Annotated in this window: 16 protein-coding genes; 8 read left to right on the top strand and 8 right to left on the bottom strand. The window is 46.0% G+C overall.

All coding sequences use genetic code 11. The features are described from left to right. Positions 1-207: 207 nt before the first annotated feature. The 6 genes from FGQ85_RS17260 to FGQ85_RS17235 all read left to right on the top strand — a co-directional run bounded on the left by FGQ85_RS17260 (position 208) and on the right by FGQ85_RS17235 (position 3,831). Complete coding sequence (locus tag FGQ85_RS17260) at positions 208-456, top strand: hypothetical protein (RefSeq protein ID WP_087167911.1); 249 nt, start codon at positions 208-210, stop codon at positions 454-456. Between the two features lie 19 nt (positions 457-475). Beyond that, a complete protein-coding gene (locus FGQ85_RS17255) occupies positions 476-913 on the top strand; it encodes a cupin domain-containing protein (RefSeq protein WP_138374084.1) in 438 nt (145 codons plus the stop codon). 311 nt (positions 914-1,224) lie between these two features. After that, a complete protein-coding gene (locus FGQ85_RS17250; RefSeq protein ID WP_138374083.1) occupies positions 1,225-1,596 on the top strand; it encodes a GntR family transcriptional regulator in 372 nt (123 codons plus the stop codon). 3 nt (positions 1,597-1,599) lie between these two features. Beyond that, entirely contained in the window at positions 1,600-2,451 is an 852-nt protein-coding gene (locus FGQ85_RS17245; RefSeq protein ID WP_138374082.1) for an ABC transporter ATP-binding protein, read from the top strand. Then, positions 2,448-3,107 carry an ABC-2 transporter permease gene (locus FGQ85_RS17240; RefSeq protein WP_087167907.1) on the top strand — a complete coding sequence of 220 codons (660 nt, stop codon included), beginning with the start codon at positions 2,448-2,450 and terminating at the stop codon, positions 3,105-3,107. Before FGQ85_RS17245 ends, FGQ85_RS17240 begins: the two co-directional genes overlap by 4 nt. A 61-nt stretch (positions 3,108-3,168) precedes the next feature. Then, positions 3,169-3,831, top strand: coding sequence for a hypothetical protein (locus tag FGQ85_RS17235; RefSeq protein WP_138374081.1), 663 nt, complete (start codon positions 3,169-3,171; stop codon positions 3,829-3,831). 111 nt (positions 3,832-3,942) lie between these two features. Here the strand turns inward: FGQ85_RS17235 and FGQ85_RS17230 are convergent, their stop codons facing one another. The 6 genes from FGQ85_RS17230 to FGQ85_RS17205 form a co-directional block, all read right to left on the bottom strand. Further along, positions 3,943-5,013, bottom strand: a complete 1,071-nt coding sequence (locus FGQ85_RS17230) for a tyrosine-type recombinase/integrase (RefSeq protein ID WP_138374080.1) — start codon at positions 5,011-5,013, stop codon at positions 3,943-3,945. Positions 5,014-5,281: 268 nt separating this feature from the next. Next, entirely contained in the window at positions 5,282-5,980 is a 699-nt protein-coding gene (locus FGQ85_RS17225; RefSeq protein ID WP_087167901.1) for a transcriptional regulator, read from the bottom strand. Beyond that, on the bottom strand, positions 5,977-7,491 hold the full coding sequence (locus FGQ85_RS17220; protein ID WP_243128600.1) for a DUF1538 domain-containing protein: 1,515 nt from the start codon (positions 7,489-7,491) through the stop codon (positions 5,977-5,979). The genes FGQ85_RS17225 and FGQ85_RS17220 overlap by 4 nt, the downstream gene beginning before the upstream one ends. Positions 7,492-7,517: 26 nt before the next feature. Continuing rightward, positions 7,518-8,078 carry a GNAT family N-acetyltransferase gene (locus FGQ85_RS17215; RefSeq protein ID WP_118638059.1) on the bottom strand — a complete coding sequence of 187 codons (561 nt, stop codon included), beginning with the start codon at positions 8,076-8,078 and terminating at the stop codon, positions 7,518-7,520. Between the two features lie 89 nt (positions 8,079-8,167). Continuing rightward, entirely contained in the window at positions 8,168-8,359 is a 192-nt protein-coding gene (locus FGQ85_RS17210) for a hypothetical protein (RefSeq protein ID WP_118638061.1), read from the bottom strand. After that, positions 8,356-9,210, bottom strand: a complete 855-nt coding sequence (locus FGQ85_RS17205) for a MoxR family ATPase (RefSeq protein ID WP_279230214.1) — start codon at positions 9,208-9,210, stop codon at positions 8,356-8,358. Before FGQ85_RS17205 ends, FGQ85_RS17210 begins: the two co-directional genes overlap by 4 nt. A 332-nt stretch (positions 9,211-9,542) precedes the next feature. Here FGQ85_RS17205 and lon point away from each other — a divergent pair, with 332 nt between their 5' ends. Beyond that, positions 9,543-11,813: an endopeptidase La gene (lon, locus tag FGQ85_RS17200; protein ID WP_138374078.1), complete on the top strand. Its 2,271-nt coding sequence runs from the start codon at positions 9,543-9,545 to the stop codon at positions 11,811-11,813. Between the two features lie 37 nt (positions 11,814-11,850). Here the strand turns inward: lon and FGQ85_RS17195 are convergent, their stop codons facing one another. Both FGQ85_RS17195 and FGQ85_RS17190 read right to left on the bottom strand, forming a co-directional pair. Continuing rightward, on the bottom strand, positions 11,851-12,585 hold the full coding sequence (locus tag FGQ85_RS17195; RefSeq protein WP_087167896.1) for a class I SAM-dependent methyltransferase: 735 nt from the start codon (positions 12,583-12,585) through the stop codon (positions 11,851-11,853). Continuing rightward, positions 12,566-13,063, bottom strand: coding sequence for a MerR family transcriptional regulator (locus FGQ85_RS17190; RefSeq protein ID WP_087252386.1), 498 nt, complete (start codon positions 13,061-13,063; stop codon positions 12,566-12,568). Before FGQ85_RS17190 ends, FGQ85_RS17195 begins: the two co-directional genes overlap by 20 nt. Before the next feature lie 139 nt (positions 13,064-13,202). Here FGQ85_RS17190 and FGQ85_RS17185 point away from each other — a divergent pair, with 139 nt between their 5' ends. Continuing rightward, positions 13,203-14,375 (top strand): iron-containing alcohol dehydrogenase, encoded by a 1,173-nt coding sequence (locus FGQ85_RS17185; RefSeq protein ID WP_138374077.1) that lies wholly within the window; start codon positions 13,203-13,205, stop codon positions 14,373-14,375. The last annotated feature ends 159 nt before the right edge of the window (positions 14,376-14,534 follow it).

Here is a 14,534-nt window from a genome sequence, read left to right as displayed (position 1 = left end):
ATTATGCAGTTACAACTTCATAAAGTTTTCAATGTGCAGTTACAACTTCAATGTTGCAGTAAGGATTTCAATTAACCATAGCTTGCACGAATGATAGAATGTATAATCAAAAGCTATGTCCCATTATAATGAATAGGTATTTGCTATTGTGGCGGCAGAAGACTATACTGATATCAGAAACAGAATTAGAGATAGGAGTGAAGCACTGTGAGGAAACAGGTTCATTCACCACCGGACAGCGAAGCGGTAATTCAGAACCTGATCGATGCCGGGTGTGATGACAAATTGGTAGAAGAATTTCTCTCACTGGAAGAATCCGGCCAGACCGGAAAACAGCTGACATTACTGTCAAAGCACCGTCAGAAGCTGCTGGACCGGGTGCATGTGGAAGAAAGACGGATCTACTGTCTCGATTATCTTGTATATGAAATTCAAAAACAGCAGAAGAAAAATTAGTTTTGCAGGAGGTATCAGTATGAAAACAATGAACGAAGAAGTATTCAGCAAAGAAAACGTATTTGGAAAAGGACAGTCAAACACAGCCTACGCACAGTATTTTATCGGAGAATCTTTCCTGAATCCGCTGACTTCAGCAGGCTCTCCGGCAGTCGGACTTGCGAATGTCACATTTGAACCGGGATGCCGGAATAACTGGCATATCCACCATGCTGACAAGGGCGGCGGGCAGATTCTGATCTGCACAGCAGGAGAAGGATGGTATCAGGAAGAAGGAAAAGAAGCAGTCAGCCTGGTACCGGGTACTGTTATCACCATTCCGGCAAACGTAAAACACTGGCATGGAGCAAAGGCAGACAGCTGGTTCAGCCATATAGCAATGGACGTACCGGGAGAAAATGCTCAGAATGAGTGGTGCGAATCTGTAACAGATGAAGAGTACGCAAAACTCGGCTAATAAAACGAAGTAAAGAACTTTAGAAACAAATAAAAAGCTGTGAATGACCCGAAATGGGATTCACAGTTTTTTCCTGTTTATAGAATTATTTTGCAGCGTTATAAAGATAATGTAACAGTTACATTGTCATCTCCAAGGATCTGCTTCAGCTCTTTTGTCGAAATATGATCGATCGTGCCCAGCCGTGCAAAATTCCAGCTGTTTCTGTCGTAATAGATGACAAACTCAAAAAACTTAAAATAAACAGTGTATAACAGTTGACAACAGTTATATACTGTTCTATACTGTTTATTAAGAAGAGGAGGAACCAGATGAAACTGATAATTAACAGTTCTTCCATGATTCCGATTTATGAACAGATTGTAGAACAGATTAAAGGGATGATTCTTAACGGTACATTACAGGAGAATGACATCCTGCCCTCGGTCCGAAGTCTTTCCAAAGACTTGAAGATCAGTGCCCTGACAGTGAAGAAAGCGTACGATTCTCTGGAACAGGAAGGGCTCACCGTGACGATTCACGGCAAGGGAACATTTGTTGCAGCTGCCAATCAGGAACTGATGAAAGAAGAGCAGCGCAAAGAAGTAGAAGCCGATTTTGAACTGGCCATTCAAAAAGGCAGACGCTACGGCATGGAAGATATGGAATTTCGGGAGATTTTAGAACTCATTTTGGAGGAATAGGCTATGTTAAAAGTAAATAAGATCGAAAAGAATTACAAGAATTTTCACCTGGACTGCACGATGGAAGTCCCGGCCGGATGCATTACCGGTCTGATTGGGGAAAATGGGGCGGGCAAAAGCACGACCTTTAAGGCAATCGAAAATCTGATTTTTCTGGATGGTGGAAGCGTGGAGCTGTTTGGGAAACCACACGATCAGCTGACCGCCGAAGAAAAACAGAAAATCGGCGTGGTTTTATCCGGAAGTACTTTTTCCGACGTCTATATGATCAAAGATGTGGTGAAGATTCTGGAAGCAGTATATCCGGATTTTGAAAAGGAGAAATTCCTTTCCCTTGTGGAGCGGTTTCGTCTCCCTCAGGATCAGAAGCTCAAGGAATTTTCCACCGGTATGAAGGCGAAACTCAAACTGTTTATCGCCCTGTGCCACAATGCCAGTCTTCTGATTCTCGATGAGCCGACCGCCGGCATGGATGTGGTTGCAAGGGATGAGGTCCTGACACTCCTCAGAGAATATATGGAGGAGGACGAAAGCCGCGCGATTCTGATCAGTTCCCATATTTCCGGGGATCTGGAAGGGCTTTGTGATGATATTTACATGATCCATGAAGGCCGGATTGTCCTGCACGAAGATACAGACCGTCTGCTTAGCTCCTACGGACTTTTAAAGATGACGGAAGAACGTTTCAGGACAGTCGACCGCAGCCATCTTCTCAAAAAGAAGAAAGAGTCCTACGGGTACAGCTGCCTGACGGATGAAATTCGGTACTACATGGAAAATTATCCGGACATCACGGCAGAAAAAGGAAGTATTGATGAAATCATTATGATGACAGTAAAGGGGGAAGCAGTATGAAAGGATTGTTAGTAAAAGATTTATGTCTGATGCGTGAACTGAAAAAAATGGTGCTTATCATTGTCTTTGTTTCCGCTATTTTCGTATTCAGCGGAACTGATCAGGCTTTCCTGACCGGATATGTTATCATTCTCAGTGCATTGATTGCAGGAATGACTCTCAGCTACGATGAGATGAACGGCGGTATGGCATTTCTGATGACCCTGCCTTACAGCAGAAAACAGTATGTGGCAGAAAAATATCTGATCGGACTGCTGATTATTGCCCTCGGTGTCGTTTATGCCCTGGCTCTGGCAGTCATTCAGAACCTGACGGGCGGCGGCGCTGACATGAAGACGACACTGCTCACGACAGCGGTATGTGCGTTCGTTGGGGTTATCATGCTTGCATTTTCCCTTCCTGCGGATCTGAAGTTTGGAGCGGAAAAGGGACGGGTTATGCTGATCTTCGGTTTCATGATTGTCTTTTTCGGAATTTTCTTTGGATTCCGGATTCTGGAAAATAATTTTCCGGATCAGCAGGCAGCCATAATCCGCTGGCTGAATGAGGCCCTGATGAGCAGATATATCTATCCGGGATGCATCATCCTTGGGATTGTTGTCCTTGGAATTTCCTTCCTGCTTGCGTGCCGGATTCTGGAGAAAAAAGAATTTTAATTTGAAGATCACAGTCGAAGAGGAAACTGTTTCTTGTCCATCTGAAAAAGAACTTGCTCAAATGAAAGAAGACAATGACTTACGCGAGGCTCAGGGAACTTCTGTTTTGACATCTTCGACTTATCAGATCGGTGAGATCATCGAGAACAAAGAAGTACAGGAAGCGACTGGAGAAAAGATTCAATATCAGGTAGAGGAAATCCGTGTACAGGATCAGATTGATATGAAAGAATTTTCGGAAGAATATTTTATCCCGGATTTTGAATCAAAAATAAAATCATGGCTGAATGAAGATGGTACTTTGAAAGAACATGAGAGATATCCGCTCAAAGAAAATGGAACGCCAGATCAGACAAACGCAGAAAAAGTACAGGGACAGTTTGTCGTAGTCCACGTGAAAGCAAAAAATGCAGGAGAAGATGCCGTGGATACTATGCTTGCACCGCTTCTGTATACATATGAGCAGCAAGTCAACAACACGTTACAGCAGGTATATCGTTATACTAACGCATCTGAATCTTATCAGTTTTTGAGCGGAGAGATGCCGGTTTATCAGAACATTCAGGAGAATACAGAAAACGAAAAACAGCACATATTTTTCAAAGAGCTCCAATCGGGAGAAGAAGCAGAATATACATTGATCTATGTCATTGATAAAGATCAGGTACAGGATGCATATTTACAGTTCTTTGAAGGTGCAGGACTAGTGAAAGTAGAGAAATAAAACTTAGAAAGAAAAAGCCGGAAAATCCATTTTATGGAGCATTTCCGGCTTTTTCTATTCTGAACGTTATATTTGCATCGGATTACTACTTGCCTGGAGGGCTGTTTTATTTTACTGTGTATCCAGTTTTTCCCTCAAAACCACAGCCTTAGATGCGCTTCTTCGGCGTTCATCGCTTAATTTGGCATAGTGTTTCTTTGTCGTGTTGACGTCGGCATGACCAAGTACATCGGCCACCAGATAGATGTCTCCGGTTTCACGGTAGAGGGCAGTGCCGTAGGTGCTTCGCAGCTTATGCGGCGTAATGGTTTTGACCGAGACAGCGGAGCAGTATTTCTTTACCATTTTTTCCACTGCATCAACGCTGATCCGCTTTTTCTGGCCGGAGAGAAAAAGGGCGTCTTCATGGCCGGAGAGGGGAGTGATGCCGTTTCTCTGGAGCTCCAGATAGTCTTTCAGCGCTTTTTCCACTTCCTCACCGAAGTAGACGATCATTTCGTTTCCACCTTTCCGGATGATCCGGATGCCGTTGTTTTTAAAGTCTACATCAGCAATGTTCAGTCCTACAAGTTCAGAGACTCGAACACCTGTTCCGAGCAGGAGAGTAACGATTGCGATGTCACGGTATTTCTGTTTCTGATAATGATACAGTTTGACTCCGGTCAGATCATTTCCATAATTTTCAATATAATCAAGAAGCGCGGCGACTTCATCTGTATCAAGCTGTATGATCGCTTTTTCTTTGATTTTCGGCATATCGACCAGACGGACCGGATTGCTTGTTAACAGTTCGCGTTTGCAAAGATAATCATAGAAACTGCGCAGACAGGACATTTTCCTGGCGATTCCGGTACGGGAGTTGGTTTCGGTCCGGTTATCAGGCGTCTTATAGGCCTTGAGATATTCTTCAAATTCTTCAAAATCCACGGGCTTTAACATGGACAGATCCTCAATGGAAATATCGGAAAGCGCCTTGTCATGAAGCGTGGGATTTGTTTCCTGAAGAAACCGGAAGAACACGCGCAGATCATATGCGTATGACAATCTGGTTTTATCGGATGTTGTGGTTTCCTTGGCACGGAAATATTCCTTTACATAAGGAGGCAGTTCGGATAAAAATTCCCGAAGCCTCATGGTATTTTCAATTTTTACCTGTTCACGGTAAGTAGCAGGCTTAGCCATAAATAAAATCCTCCAAATTCTGTAAAAATGTTCCAGTTGCGGGCCGTTGGCCAAATTGGGGTTTCTGAGAGTAGTTTAACATAAAACAAAGGAAAAAGCCAGACTTTTTCGGATAAATCTGTATTTGTCCGCTAAACTAATTGTTCAGACAAACTGCTGTTTTGAGCTTGTTCAGAAGCCATGGACGTAAAAAAGCCATGAAAAATCATTTTACACAAAGTATGTAAAAAAGTTCTCATGGCTTTCAGTCTTCTTTTATTTTCTTATTCTACGGTTCATGGATTCCGAGAACTTCATCGACCGGTACTGAGAAAATGATTCCGTGTGCCTCGGTCTGTAATCCGCAGGCAGAACTGATTTCATTCATGATATAGGATTTTTTCTCTCTTGGCACAATGATCATGACAAATTCCTGTTCCTCCTGCATGGAAATTCCTAAAAACTGTACGACGGCTTCTGTTCCCCTTCTTCGTCCACGAATGACAGATCCTCCGCTTGCTCCCGCCTTTGTTGCGGCATCGATCACCTCGTCACTGAACCCTTCACGAACCGCCACCGTAATCATGGCATATGAAGTTTCGTTAATCATTTGCTGAACCTTCCTTTCTATATGAGCTTTTGCTATTTTTTCCTGTTCGGCACTAAGTAAGTTAAGCATGCTTGCCTGGACACCTGTGATCGGCAGCGTCAAGGCAATACCCTTCCCTTTCTTGCGGATCTCAAAGGTTTTTTCCAGCATTTCAAAGATTTCGCTGATTTTACTCTTTGGAATAAGTGCGGCCGTAATCACTCTCGTACTTCCGTCAAGACCGCAGATATCAAGAATCTCTGTTTTGGCCGTTCCCTGGGCGCGGAACTGGTAATAAATCGGCTGTTCTGCTTCCGTAAACAGATGATTGATGCTCTTGTCCGTGTCGGTATCTGTGATAATCAACAGCAGACGAAGTGCGAATAAATGTGGCGTCATACCTCTTCATCCTCCAATTCGATAATGGTATCTTCCAGAATGTGTTCCTGTGTTCTGGAAGTTTTTTTCAGTTTGTGTTCATATACAAGGCCCATGATCTGAATCGCGATCAAAGGTGCCAGGGCAACCAGGGCGACGACTCCAAACGCGTCTGTCACGACATTTCCTCCCAGTGCGGTACATGCGCCCATTGTCAGAGGGAGAAGAAATGTAGATGTCATCGGACCGCTTGCCACACCGCCGGAGTCAAATGCAATTCCTACAATGATCGGCTGAACACGGTAACTCATTCCAATAGCAAGAATGTATCCGGGAATCAGGATCCAGTAAACCGGAATTCCGGTCAGAACCCGGATCATTGCAAGCCCTACTGCTCCTGCTACTCCAATCGACAGACAGATGTTCATTTGTCCTCTTGTTACCATACCGTCCGTGATATCTTCTACCTGATGATTTAATAGCTGTACGGCAGGTTCCGCTTTTACAATATAATATCCGATCAGAATTCCTACCGGAATCAGAAGCCACTGGTAGGAATTCGAAACCATCTGCTCTCCCAGAAGATTTCCAACCGGAGCAAATCCGACATTGACTCCGACAAGGAACATGATCAGTCCAATAATCGTGTAGACAAAACCAATACACATTCTAAAAAGCTGCTTTCTGTGATATTTTTTTGTTGCCGCCTGAAACAGTACAAATACGGCAAGGATCGGAAGCATGCTGATGATCACCTCTTCCGTGTACTGTGGCAGTGCCCATAGAAATTGATCGATCACATCCCGTGTAGTTGTTACATCCGGAATGGTGACCGCTGTATAGACGGCGTCGGTCGGGTGATAAAAAATCCCAAGGAGCAGAACCATCAGAATCGGTCCGATACTGCTGAGAGCAATCAGGCCGAAGCTGTCATTGGCACTGTCTTTATCACTTCTGGCCGCTGACAGACCGATTCCAAGTGCCATAATAAAAGGTACGGTCATCGGTCCGGTCGTTACTCCGCCGGAATCGAACGCAACCGCAAGAAATTCACCGGGTGCTGCAAGGGCAACCCAAAACAGGAGAAGGTACATTAACGTCAACAGACGTGAAAGACTGATTTTAAACAGAATTCTAAGAACTGCAACGACAAGAAAAATACCTACCCCGACTGCGACTGTCAGTACGAGGACTCTGTTCGGAATTGATGCCACCTGGTTTGCCAGAACCTGAAGATCCGGTTCCGAAATGGTGATCAGAACACCCATCAGGAAGCATCCACCGACAATAAATAGAAGATTTCGTTTTTTGATAAGCTGTCCGCCGATGCCCTGTCCGAGCTGCGTCATGGAAATGTCGGCACCGAGCTGAAAGAATCCCATCCCGAAGATCAGGAATACCGCTCCGGCAAGAAAGAGGGAAAACGCTCCCACTTCCATCGGGATCAACAGAATACTCAAAAGCAGCACAATGACAGTGATCGGAAGGACGCTTGAGAGAGATTCTTTTACTTTTTCTCTGAGTTTTTCCATCATCAACCTCTTTTCTTTTTAGATTTTCATAAAGTCGCATACTCCTCTGCCAGAATACTGTAAACGGCCAGATCCACAATTCCCCGGTTATTCTTCCCGCCCTGACGAAGAGTCCCCTCATATGTCATGCGGCATTTCTGCATGACTTTTCCGGAGGCAGGATTCTCTGTATCGTGACAGGCTTCAATCCGGTTGACGCCCACCTGCTCAAAGAAAAAGCTTATAATGGCAGAAAGTGTCTCCGTCATAATTCCACGGTTCCACCAGGCACTTCCAAGACAGTATCCGATGGAAATGCTCTCAAGCTCCTCATCAATCTTGACTGCGCTGATAGTTCCGATCGGGTTTTCGGGGCAGTCTTTTAGCGTGATACTCCACTGGTAAAAATCAGGCTTTAGATAGGATTCGATCCATTCCAGAAGAATCTGTCTGGTAAGGTCAGGATCGACATGTGCAGGCCAGGAAAGAAATTTTGTGACGTGCGGATCTTTTGCCCAGTTTTCATAGACAGCATGGACGTCTTTCATTGTAAACCGGCCAAGATACAGCCGGTCCGTCTCAAGAAGACATGTTCCTTTATGTTCCATACCTATTTCCCTCTTTTCATTTTCACAGGAAACTGTGACAAATTATACCTTATTATAACATATTTATGCAGAATCTTCTTCTAAAAATTTTATAAAAATGCATTCCAGAACCGAAGCAGAAATTTTTTGAACGGATTTGCGGACGCATAAAAGAACCGTACTGTCTTTTGGCAGAACAGGAACCCTTCCATCAGCGCGGCAGTCAGAAGAATCCGGGAATGAAACATTCCCGCGATATAGTAGGTCAGAATGATCGTAAAAAGAGCGATCCATTTTCTCATCGGTGCAGCACTCCCGGATGCGGAGGCTTGATTTTTCTCAGAATTTCCTCCACGACAGCATCTGCCCCGGCCTGTTTTCTTCTGGCCTCCAGACTCAGAATCAGACGGTGCCGGACGACGAACGGGAACTGAACGGCAACGTCCTGAGGGGAAACATAGTCCCTGCCCTGAAACCATGCGGATGCCTTTGCCATTTTTGCCAGGGCTCCTGCTGCGCGCGGACTTGCGCCGGAATCCACAAGCGGGTGGCTGCGGGTCTCACGGATCAGGCGAAGTAGGTATTCTGCTACCTCCTGTTTCAGATAGACGCTGTGGATCTGCTTCTGCATTGCCAGAAAATCCTCTCTGGAAATTACAGGAGAAAGCTGTCCGGCCCTGCTCCCGGCGCCCGTCTCCATGACCATCTGAAGTTCATTTTCAAAGTCCGGATAACCAAGACTTAATGAAATCATGAACCGGTCCGTCTGGGCCTGCGGAAGAGGCTGTGTTCCGGCAAGATCTACCGGATTCTGGGTTGCAATCACAAGAAACGGCCGCGGAACCGGTCTTGTTACTCCATCCACTGACACCTGGCGTTCTTCCATCACTTCCAGAAGCGCTGACTGGGTCTTTGGCGATGTCCGGTTAATCTCGTCGGCAAGAAGCAGGTTGCAGAAAACGCTTCCCGGTTGAAAGACAAAGGCTTCCTTTTCTCTTTTATAAAGGGAAAATCCGGTCAGATCGGAAGGAAGGACGTCCGGCGTAAACTGAACACGGCGGCATTCCATATCCATGGAGCGGGTAAAACTAAGTGCCATGGTTGTCTTTCCGATTCCCGGAATATCTTCTAAAAGGACATGCCCGTCCGCCAGAAATGCAAGGAAAATCTCGGCAGTCTCCTGCTCTTTTCAAAGGATCACCTGATTGACCTGTTGAAGGACTGCTTCCGCTTTTTTATGATAATCATTCATTGTATATCTCCTCATCCTGATAGTTTCATAATATGATTGTGTAATTCTACACCAGATTTACCTTAGCGGAAAATGTGAGAAAATTATGAGGAAATTGTAAAAGATATGCTAGAACCGGGTGCTGTACGACAAAATAAACCTTTCTTTTACATCTGTTTGACAACCGCTGAAAATCATGTTATTTTATAATCGTTAGCACTCAATAAGTATGTTGGCTAATAAGGAGGGGTTTTATGATTGTAAGACCAATGTATAATCTTGTATTGCTTCCGGATGTAAATTACTATTTCAAGAATGATTTCTTAAAAGACTGGAGTCCGGTTCAGATAGAAGCACAGGAACGAATCCTTTTCCTCGTTCTGCGGGATAATAAACCGCGGGAAGAACTGCAGCCTGAGGACTTTTATCCGGTCGGCGTTTCTGCCCAGATTGATTCGATCGAGGAAGACGGCAGTATCCATGTTCATACTCTGGAAAGGGTAGATATTTCAGAGATCGAAATTCACGACGGGTATATTGAGGCGGAGGCATGTGTCCGGGCAGAGGTAGATGATCTGCCGAAGGAAGAAGAATCCGAGCGGTTTACACGGATCCAGCGTGCGCTTCTGCAGTTTGTGCAGAAATACCAGTGGGGAATGTGGGCCAGAAGCTATATCCTTCAGTGGAACAATATGGAGGAAGCGGTCTGTACACTGACGGAATATCTGAATCTGACACCGGATGAAAAATATCAGATTCTTGCAGCAGATTCAGAAAGGGAGCGCTTTAATCGTATGGAGCAGGCCATATATGAGCTTGTGGAAGTTTCCAAAGTTTCCGAGGAAGCACAAAGCGCGCAGAAAGATGATCAGGAACAGCTGTACCGGGAGGCAGCCATCAAAAAACAGATCGGATATCTGCAGCAGGAACTGGATGAAATGCATCCGGAAAATGTGACGGATATCCAGATGCTTGAAAAGAAAATTGAAGAATCCAAAATGAACGAGACCGCAAGAAAAGAGGCGGAAAAAGTACTTGGACGAATGAAACAGGAAGGCCAGGACGGTCACGAGTACGGAATGCTGTATGATTATCTGGATTTCCTTACTTCTCTTTCCTGGGAAGTTCCGGAATCTTCTCCGGTAGATCTGGATGAGGCACAGCGGATTCTGGATGAAGAACACTACGGCCTGAAGAAAGTCAAGGAGCGGATTATCCAGCAGATTGCCGTTATGTCCCTGAACAAGAAACAGTCTGGTTCGATCCTTCTGTTTACCGGTGCACCGGGAACCGGAAAGACAAGTATCGGACAGAGCATTGCCAGAGCCCTTGGACGGTCCTACGCACGAATCAGCCTGGGCGGCGTCCGGGATGAGGCGGAGATTCGCGGACACAGGCGGACCTATATCGGAGCCATGCCGGGCCGGATCATGCAAGGCATTAAGCGCAGCGGATCTTCCAATCCGGTTGTCGTACTGGATGAGGTAGATAAACTCTCCAAAGATTACAGCGGCGATCCGGCGAGCGCCCTTCTGGAGGTGCTTGATCCGGAACAGAACAATACCTTTACGGACCACTATCTCAATGTTCCGTATGATCTTTCCAATGTTCTGTTTATTTGTACGGCGAATACAACCGATACCATTCCGGAACCGCTTCTGAACAGGATGGAGGTTATCTCCTTCAGCGGATACACGGAAGTAGAAAAACTTCAGATTGCCAAACGCCACCTGATTCCAAAGGCGGAAAAAGCCATGGGGATTCCGGCGGAAAAGCTGGAGATTCCGGAAGAAGTCTTAAGACAGATCATTACAGAATACACGATGGAGTCTGGTGTCCGTGGACTGAAAAAGCAGATCGATGCCATGTGCAGGGCACTGGCTGTCCGGCTTGTGAAAAATCCGGAGGAGAAGCTCTCTGTCCAGCCGGGAGATCTGCGTACACTGCTTGGAAGAAAGCAGCTGCATCATGACATGAGGCTTACCGAGGCAGATCCGGGAACTGTGACCGGCCTTGCCTGGACTGCTGCCGGTGGAGAGATCCTTTATATCGAAAGCCGTCTGATGCGGGGTGACGGTAAAGTCACCATCACAGGACAGCTGGGAGACGTGATGAAGGAGTCCATCCAGATTGCCCTGAGTCTTGTCAAAATTTATTATCCGGAAGAGACAAAGGTACTGGAGGATCACGATTTACATATTCATATTCCTGCAGGAGCGATCCCGAAAGACGGACCGTCCGCCGGCATCACACTGGTTACCGCCCTCTCCTCTCTTGTGACAGGAAAGGCAGTACCTACAGAATATGCCATGACAGGTGAAGTTTCCCTGCGTGGATATGTTCTCCCGATCGGCGGTCTGCCGGAAAAACTGATGGCGGCTCAGAGAGCCGGAATCGAGAAGGTATTCATTCCGCAGGACAATGTGGAAGATCTGGAAGATGTGGCAGAGGAAGTAAAAGAACGTCTGACCATTATCCCGGTCAGAAAAATCCGGGACGTACTGGATGTACTGATCGGCGAATAAAAAAGATACGAAAAAAGACTGACGGAAATGAATTCCATCAGTCTTTTTTCTGTGCTGCGATCAGAAGCATCATCGGCCTGCGCATCTCATCTTTCATTCCAGGAAGATCAATCATCTCCTGGGGCGGCATCGGCTCCACAAGATCCAGAAGCGTAAACCCGTTTGCAAAAAGTGTCTGGAGATACGTTGTCAGTGTCCGGTGATATTTGGTCACATGTTCTCCAAGAAAGACGGCGTCCCGCTGCCCTTCATAGTAGTAATTATCTACCGGGAAGTGCAGGATGTTTCCCTCTTCATCGTAGTACCAGTCCTGGCTTCCATAAGCCGTAAATACCGGATGTTCTACGGAAAAGGTAAAATATCCTCCCGGTGTCAGCCAGCGGTGAATTTTTTTTACGACCGCCTCAAAATTTTCGACATAGTGAAATGCGAGAGAACTTAATACGACGTCAAATGATCCGTCTTCCAGGTCCAGATCTTCCATAGCACTCTGACGGTAGGTAATCTCCGGACGGTTGTTTTTCTCTTTGGCGGTCTCGATCATTTTTGCGGAAATATCTGTTCCGAGTACACGGGATGCTCCGTTGGCGGCGGCATATCCACAGTGCCATCCATAGCCGCATCCCAGATCCAGGACACTGCGGTCTTTAAAATCCGGGAGAAGCTTTTTCAGTTCGCTCCACTCTCCTGCACCGTCTAATCCTTCTCTGGATCGGAGCATCTCGCTGTATTTCTTGAAAAAAAGTTCATTGTCATAAGGATTCTCTTTCATTGCCTTTTCCCGGCCTTTCCATCGTAACGATATTCTTTTTCTTATTGTGAAGGGCAATCTCACGGAATTCCTCCGGGATGTCCTCCGGCTTCATTGTCTTGTGCACGTCGCAGGTGCCAGCCTGCTTTGCTGTCTCGTAATACCAGCGCTTGTAATTCAGAATCTTCAGATTTTCCTGAATCGCCTCTATCTGAAGCCTCACGACTTCCTGCTGCTCTTTGATGAGCTCCAGTCTCTGGTCGATGGTGGAGTCGCCCTCCATGCTCCAGTCTACAAACTCTTTGATCTCCTTGATCGGCATCCCGGTCTTTTTCAGGCACTCGATGATCTCAAGCCAGTCAAAATCCTCATCCTGAAACATCCGGATTCCGCCGCTTGTCCGCTCTACAAACGGCAGCAGACCCTCTTTGTCGTAATAGCGCAGAGCAGACGTGGAGAGATTCATTCTCTTTGCCGCTTCTCCGATCGTATAATACATCTTTTCACCACCTTTTTTCAGTTTTTATATTTTTCTATTGACTTAAAGTTGACTTTAAGTTGTATATTCTAAACGAAGGTTAAGTTCAAAGGAATTATACCTGTAAATACAATAGAAGTCAATCAGGAGGTAAAGCAAAATGAGTTTTCAAATGTATGTACCGACAAGAATCCTGTTCGGAGCAGGACAGTTAAATCATCTTCATGAACAGGCAATGCCTGGAACAAAAGCGCTGATTATCATTTCAAACGGAAAATCCACGATCGAAAACGGCGCACTCTCCCGTACACAGGAAGAGCTTGAGAAAGCCGGCATTCCGTTTGTTGTATTTAATAAAATCATGGCAAATCCGCTGAAATCCACAGTGATGGAAGGGGCAGCATACGCCAGAGAAAACGGCTGTGACTTTATCGTTGCACTCGGAGGAGGCAGCGTTATGGACGCGTCCAAAGCAATCGCCGCAATGGCAACAAATGACGGGGATCTCTGGGACTATGTAGCAGGAGGAACCGGAAAAGCCCTTCCGTTGAAAGAAGAACCGCTTCCAATTATCGCAGTGACAACGACGGCCGGAACAGGAAGTGAGGTCGATCAGTATGGCGTTATTTCCAACGATGAAACAAAGGAGAAAATCGGCTTTGGAGGATACGATTCCCTCTTCCCGCGCATCGCTGTTGTAGATCCGGAGCTTATGACATCCGTTCCGCCGAAATTTACGGCATATCAGGGATTTGATGCCCTCTTCCACAGCGTGGAGTGCTACATTGCAGCACCTGCTAATCTGATCAGTGATATGTACGCACTGACTGCCATCGAAAACATCGGAACTTATCTTGCACGCGCAGTAAAAGACGGATCCGACCTTGAGGCCAGAGAACATGTGGCATTTGCCAACACCCTGTCCGGTGTAGTCATGACTTTGAGCGCCTGCACAAGCGAACATTCGATGGAACACGCCATGAGCGCCTACCATCACGATCTGCCGCACGGTGCCGGACTGATCATGATCTCCAAGGCATATTTTACTCACTTTATCGAAAAACATGCCTGCGATGATCGTTTCGTAAGAATGGCACAGGCGCTCGGCATGAAAGATGCCAAAGAGCCGATGGACTTCATCACAGCGCTTGGAAAGCTCCAGGAAGACTGCCAGGTAGCGGATCTGAAAATGTCCGACTACGGTATGGAACCGTCTGAATTTCTGACACTGGCACAAAACGCACGGGAAACCATGGGCGGACTGTTCATGTGTGACCGCGTACCGCTCAGCGATGAAGAATGCGCTGCTATTTATGAGAAATCCTATCGGTAAATCTGAAATCTGATCAATGAGAAACTAAGACAGCGTAAGAAGATCCTGGCATTATCGTCAGGATCTTCTTACGCTTCTATGATTATATGGCTTTAGCCAGTTAAGCGTGATGGAGTTTTTCGTGTTCCGAAAAATGTAGGCACGCTTAACAAAAAACCA

The sequence above is a fragment of the Pseudoflavonifractor sp. BSD2780061688st1 E11 genome, assembly GCF_005844125.1.
Classification (GTDB): domain Bacteria; phylum Bacillota; class Clostridia; order Lachnospirales; family Lachnospiraceae; genus Sellimonas; species Sellimonas catena.
The sequence above is the reverse complement of the archived record's forward strand: the minus strand, read 5'-3'. Positions and strand labels throughout refer to the sequence as shown.

Bases quoted from the DNA above. Each gene is read 5' to 3' on its own strand.
- FGQ85_RS17225 (WP_087167901.1), bottom strand. From the start codon at position 5,980: ATGACGCCACATTTATTCGCACTTCGTCTGCTGTTGATTATCACAGAT.
- FGQ85_RS17255 (WP_138374084.1), top strand. From the start codon at position 476: ATGAAAACAATGAACGAAGAAGTATTCAGCAAAGAAAACGTATTTGGA.
- FGQ85_RS17185 (WP_138374077.1), top strand. From the start codon at position 13,203: ATGAGTTTTCAAATGTATGTACCGACAAGAATCCTGTTCGGAGCAGGA.
- FGQ85_RS17190 (WP_087252386.1), bottom strand. From the start codon at position 13,063: ATGTATTATACGATCGGAGAAGCGGCAAAGAGAATGAATCTCTCCACG.
- FGQ85_RS17250 (WP_138374083.1), top strand. From the start codon at position 1,225: ATGAAACTGATAATTAACAGTTCTTCCATGATTCCGATTTATGAACAG.
- FGQ85_RS17220 (WP_243128600.1), bottom strand. From the start codon at position 7,491: ATGGAAAAACTCAGAGAAAAAGTAAAAGAATCTCTCTCAAGCGTCCTT.
- lon (WP_138374078.1), top strand. From the start codon at position 9,543: ATGATTGTAAGACCAATGTATAATCTTGTATTGCTTCCGGATGTAAAT.
- FGQ85_RS17235 (WP_138374081.1), top strand. From the start codon at position 3,169: ATGAAAGAAGACAATGACTTACGCGAGGCTCAGGGAACTTCTGTTTTG.
- FGQ85_RS17210 (WP_118638061.1), bottom strand. From the start codon at position 8,359: ATGAGAAAATGGATCGCTCTTTTTACGATCATTCTGACCTACTATATC.
- FGQ85_RS17215 (WP_118638059.1), bottom strand. From the start codon at position 8,078: ATGGAACATAAAGGAACATGTCTTCTTGAGACGGACCGGCTGTATCTT.
- FGQ85_RS17240 (WP_087167907.1), top strand. From the start codon at position 2,448: ATGAAAGGATTGTTAGTAAAAGATTTATGTCTGATGCGTGAACTGAAA.
- FGQ85_RS17195 (WP_087167896.1), bottom strand. From the start codon at position 12,585: ATGAAAGAGAATCCTTATGACAATGAACTTTTTTTCAAGAAATACAGC.
- FGQ85_RS17245 (WP_138374082.1), top strand. From the start codon at position 1,600: ATGTTAAAAGTAAATAAGATCGAAAAGAATTACAAGAATTTTCACCTG.
- FGQ85_RS17230 (WP_138374080.1), bottom strand. From the start codon at position 5,013: ATGGCTAAGCCTGCTACTTACCGTGAACAGGTAAAAATTGAAAATACC.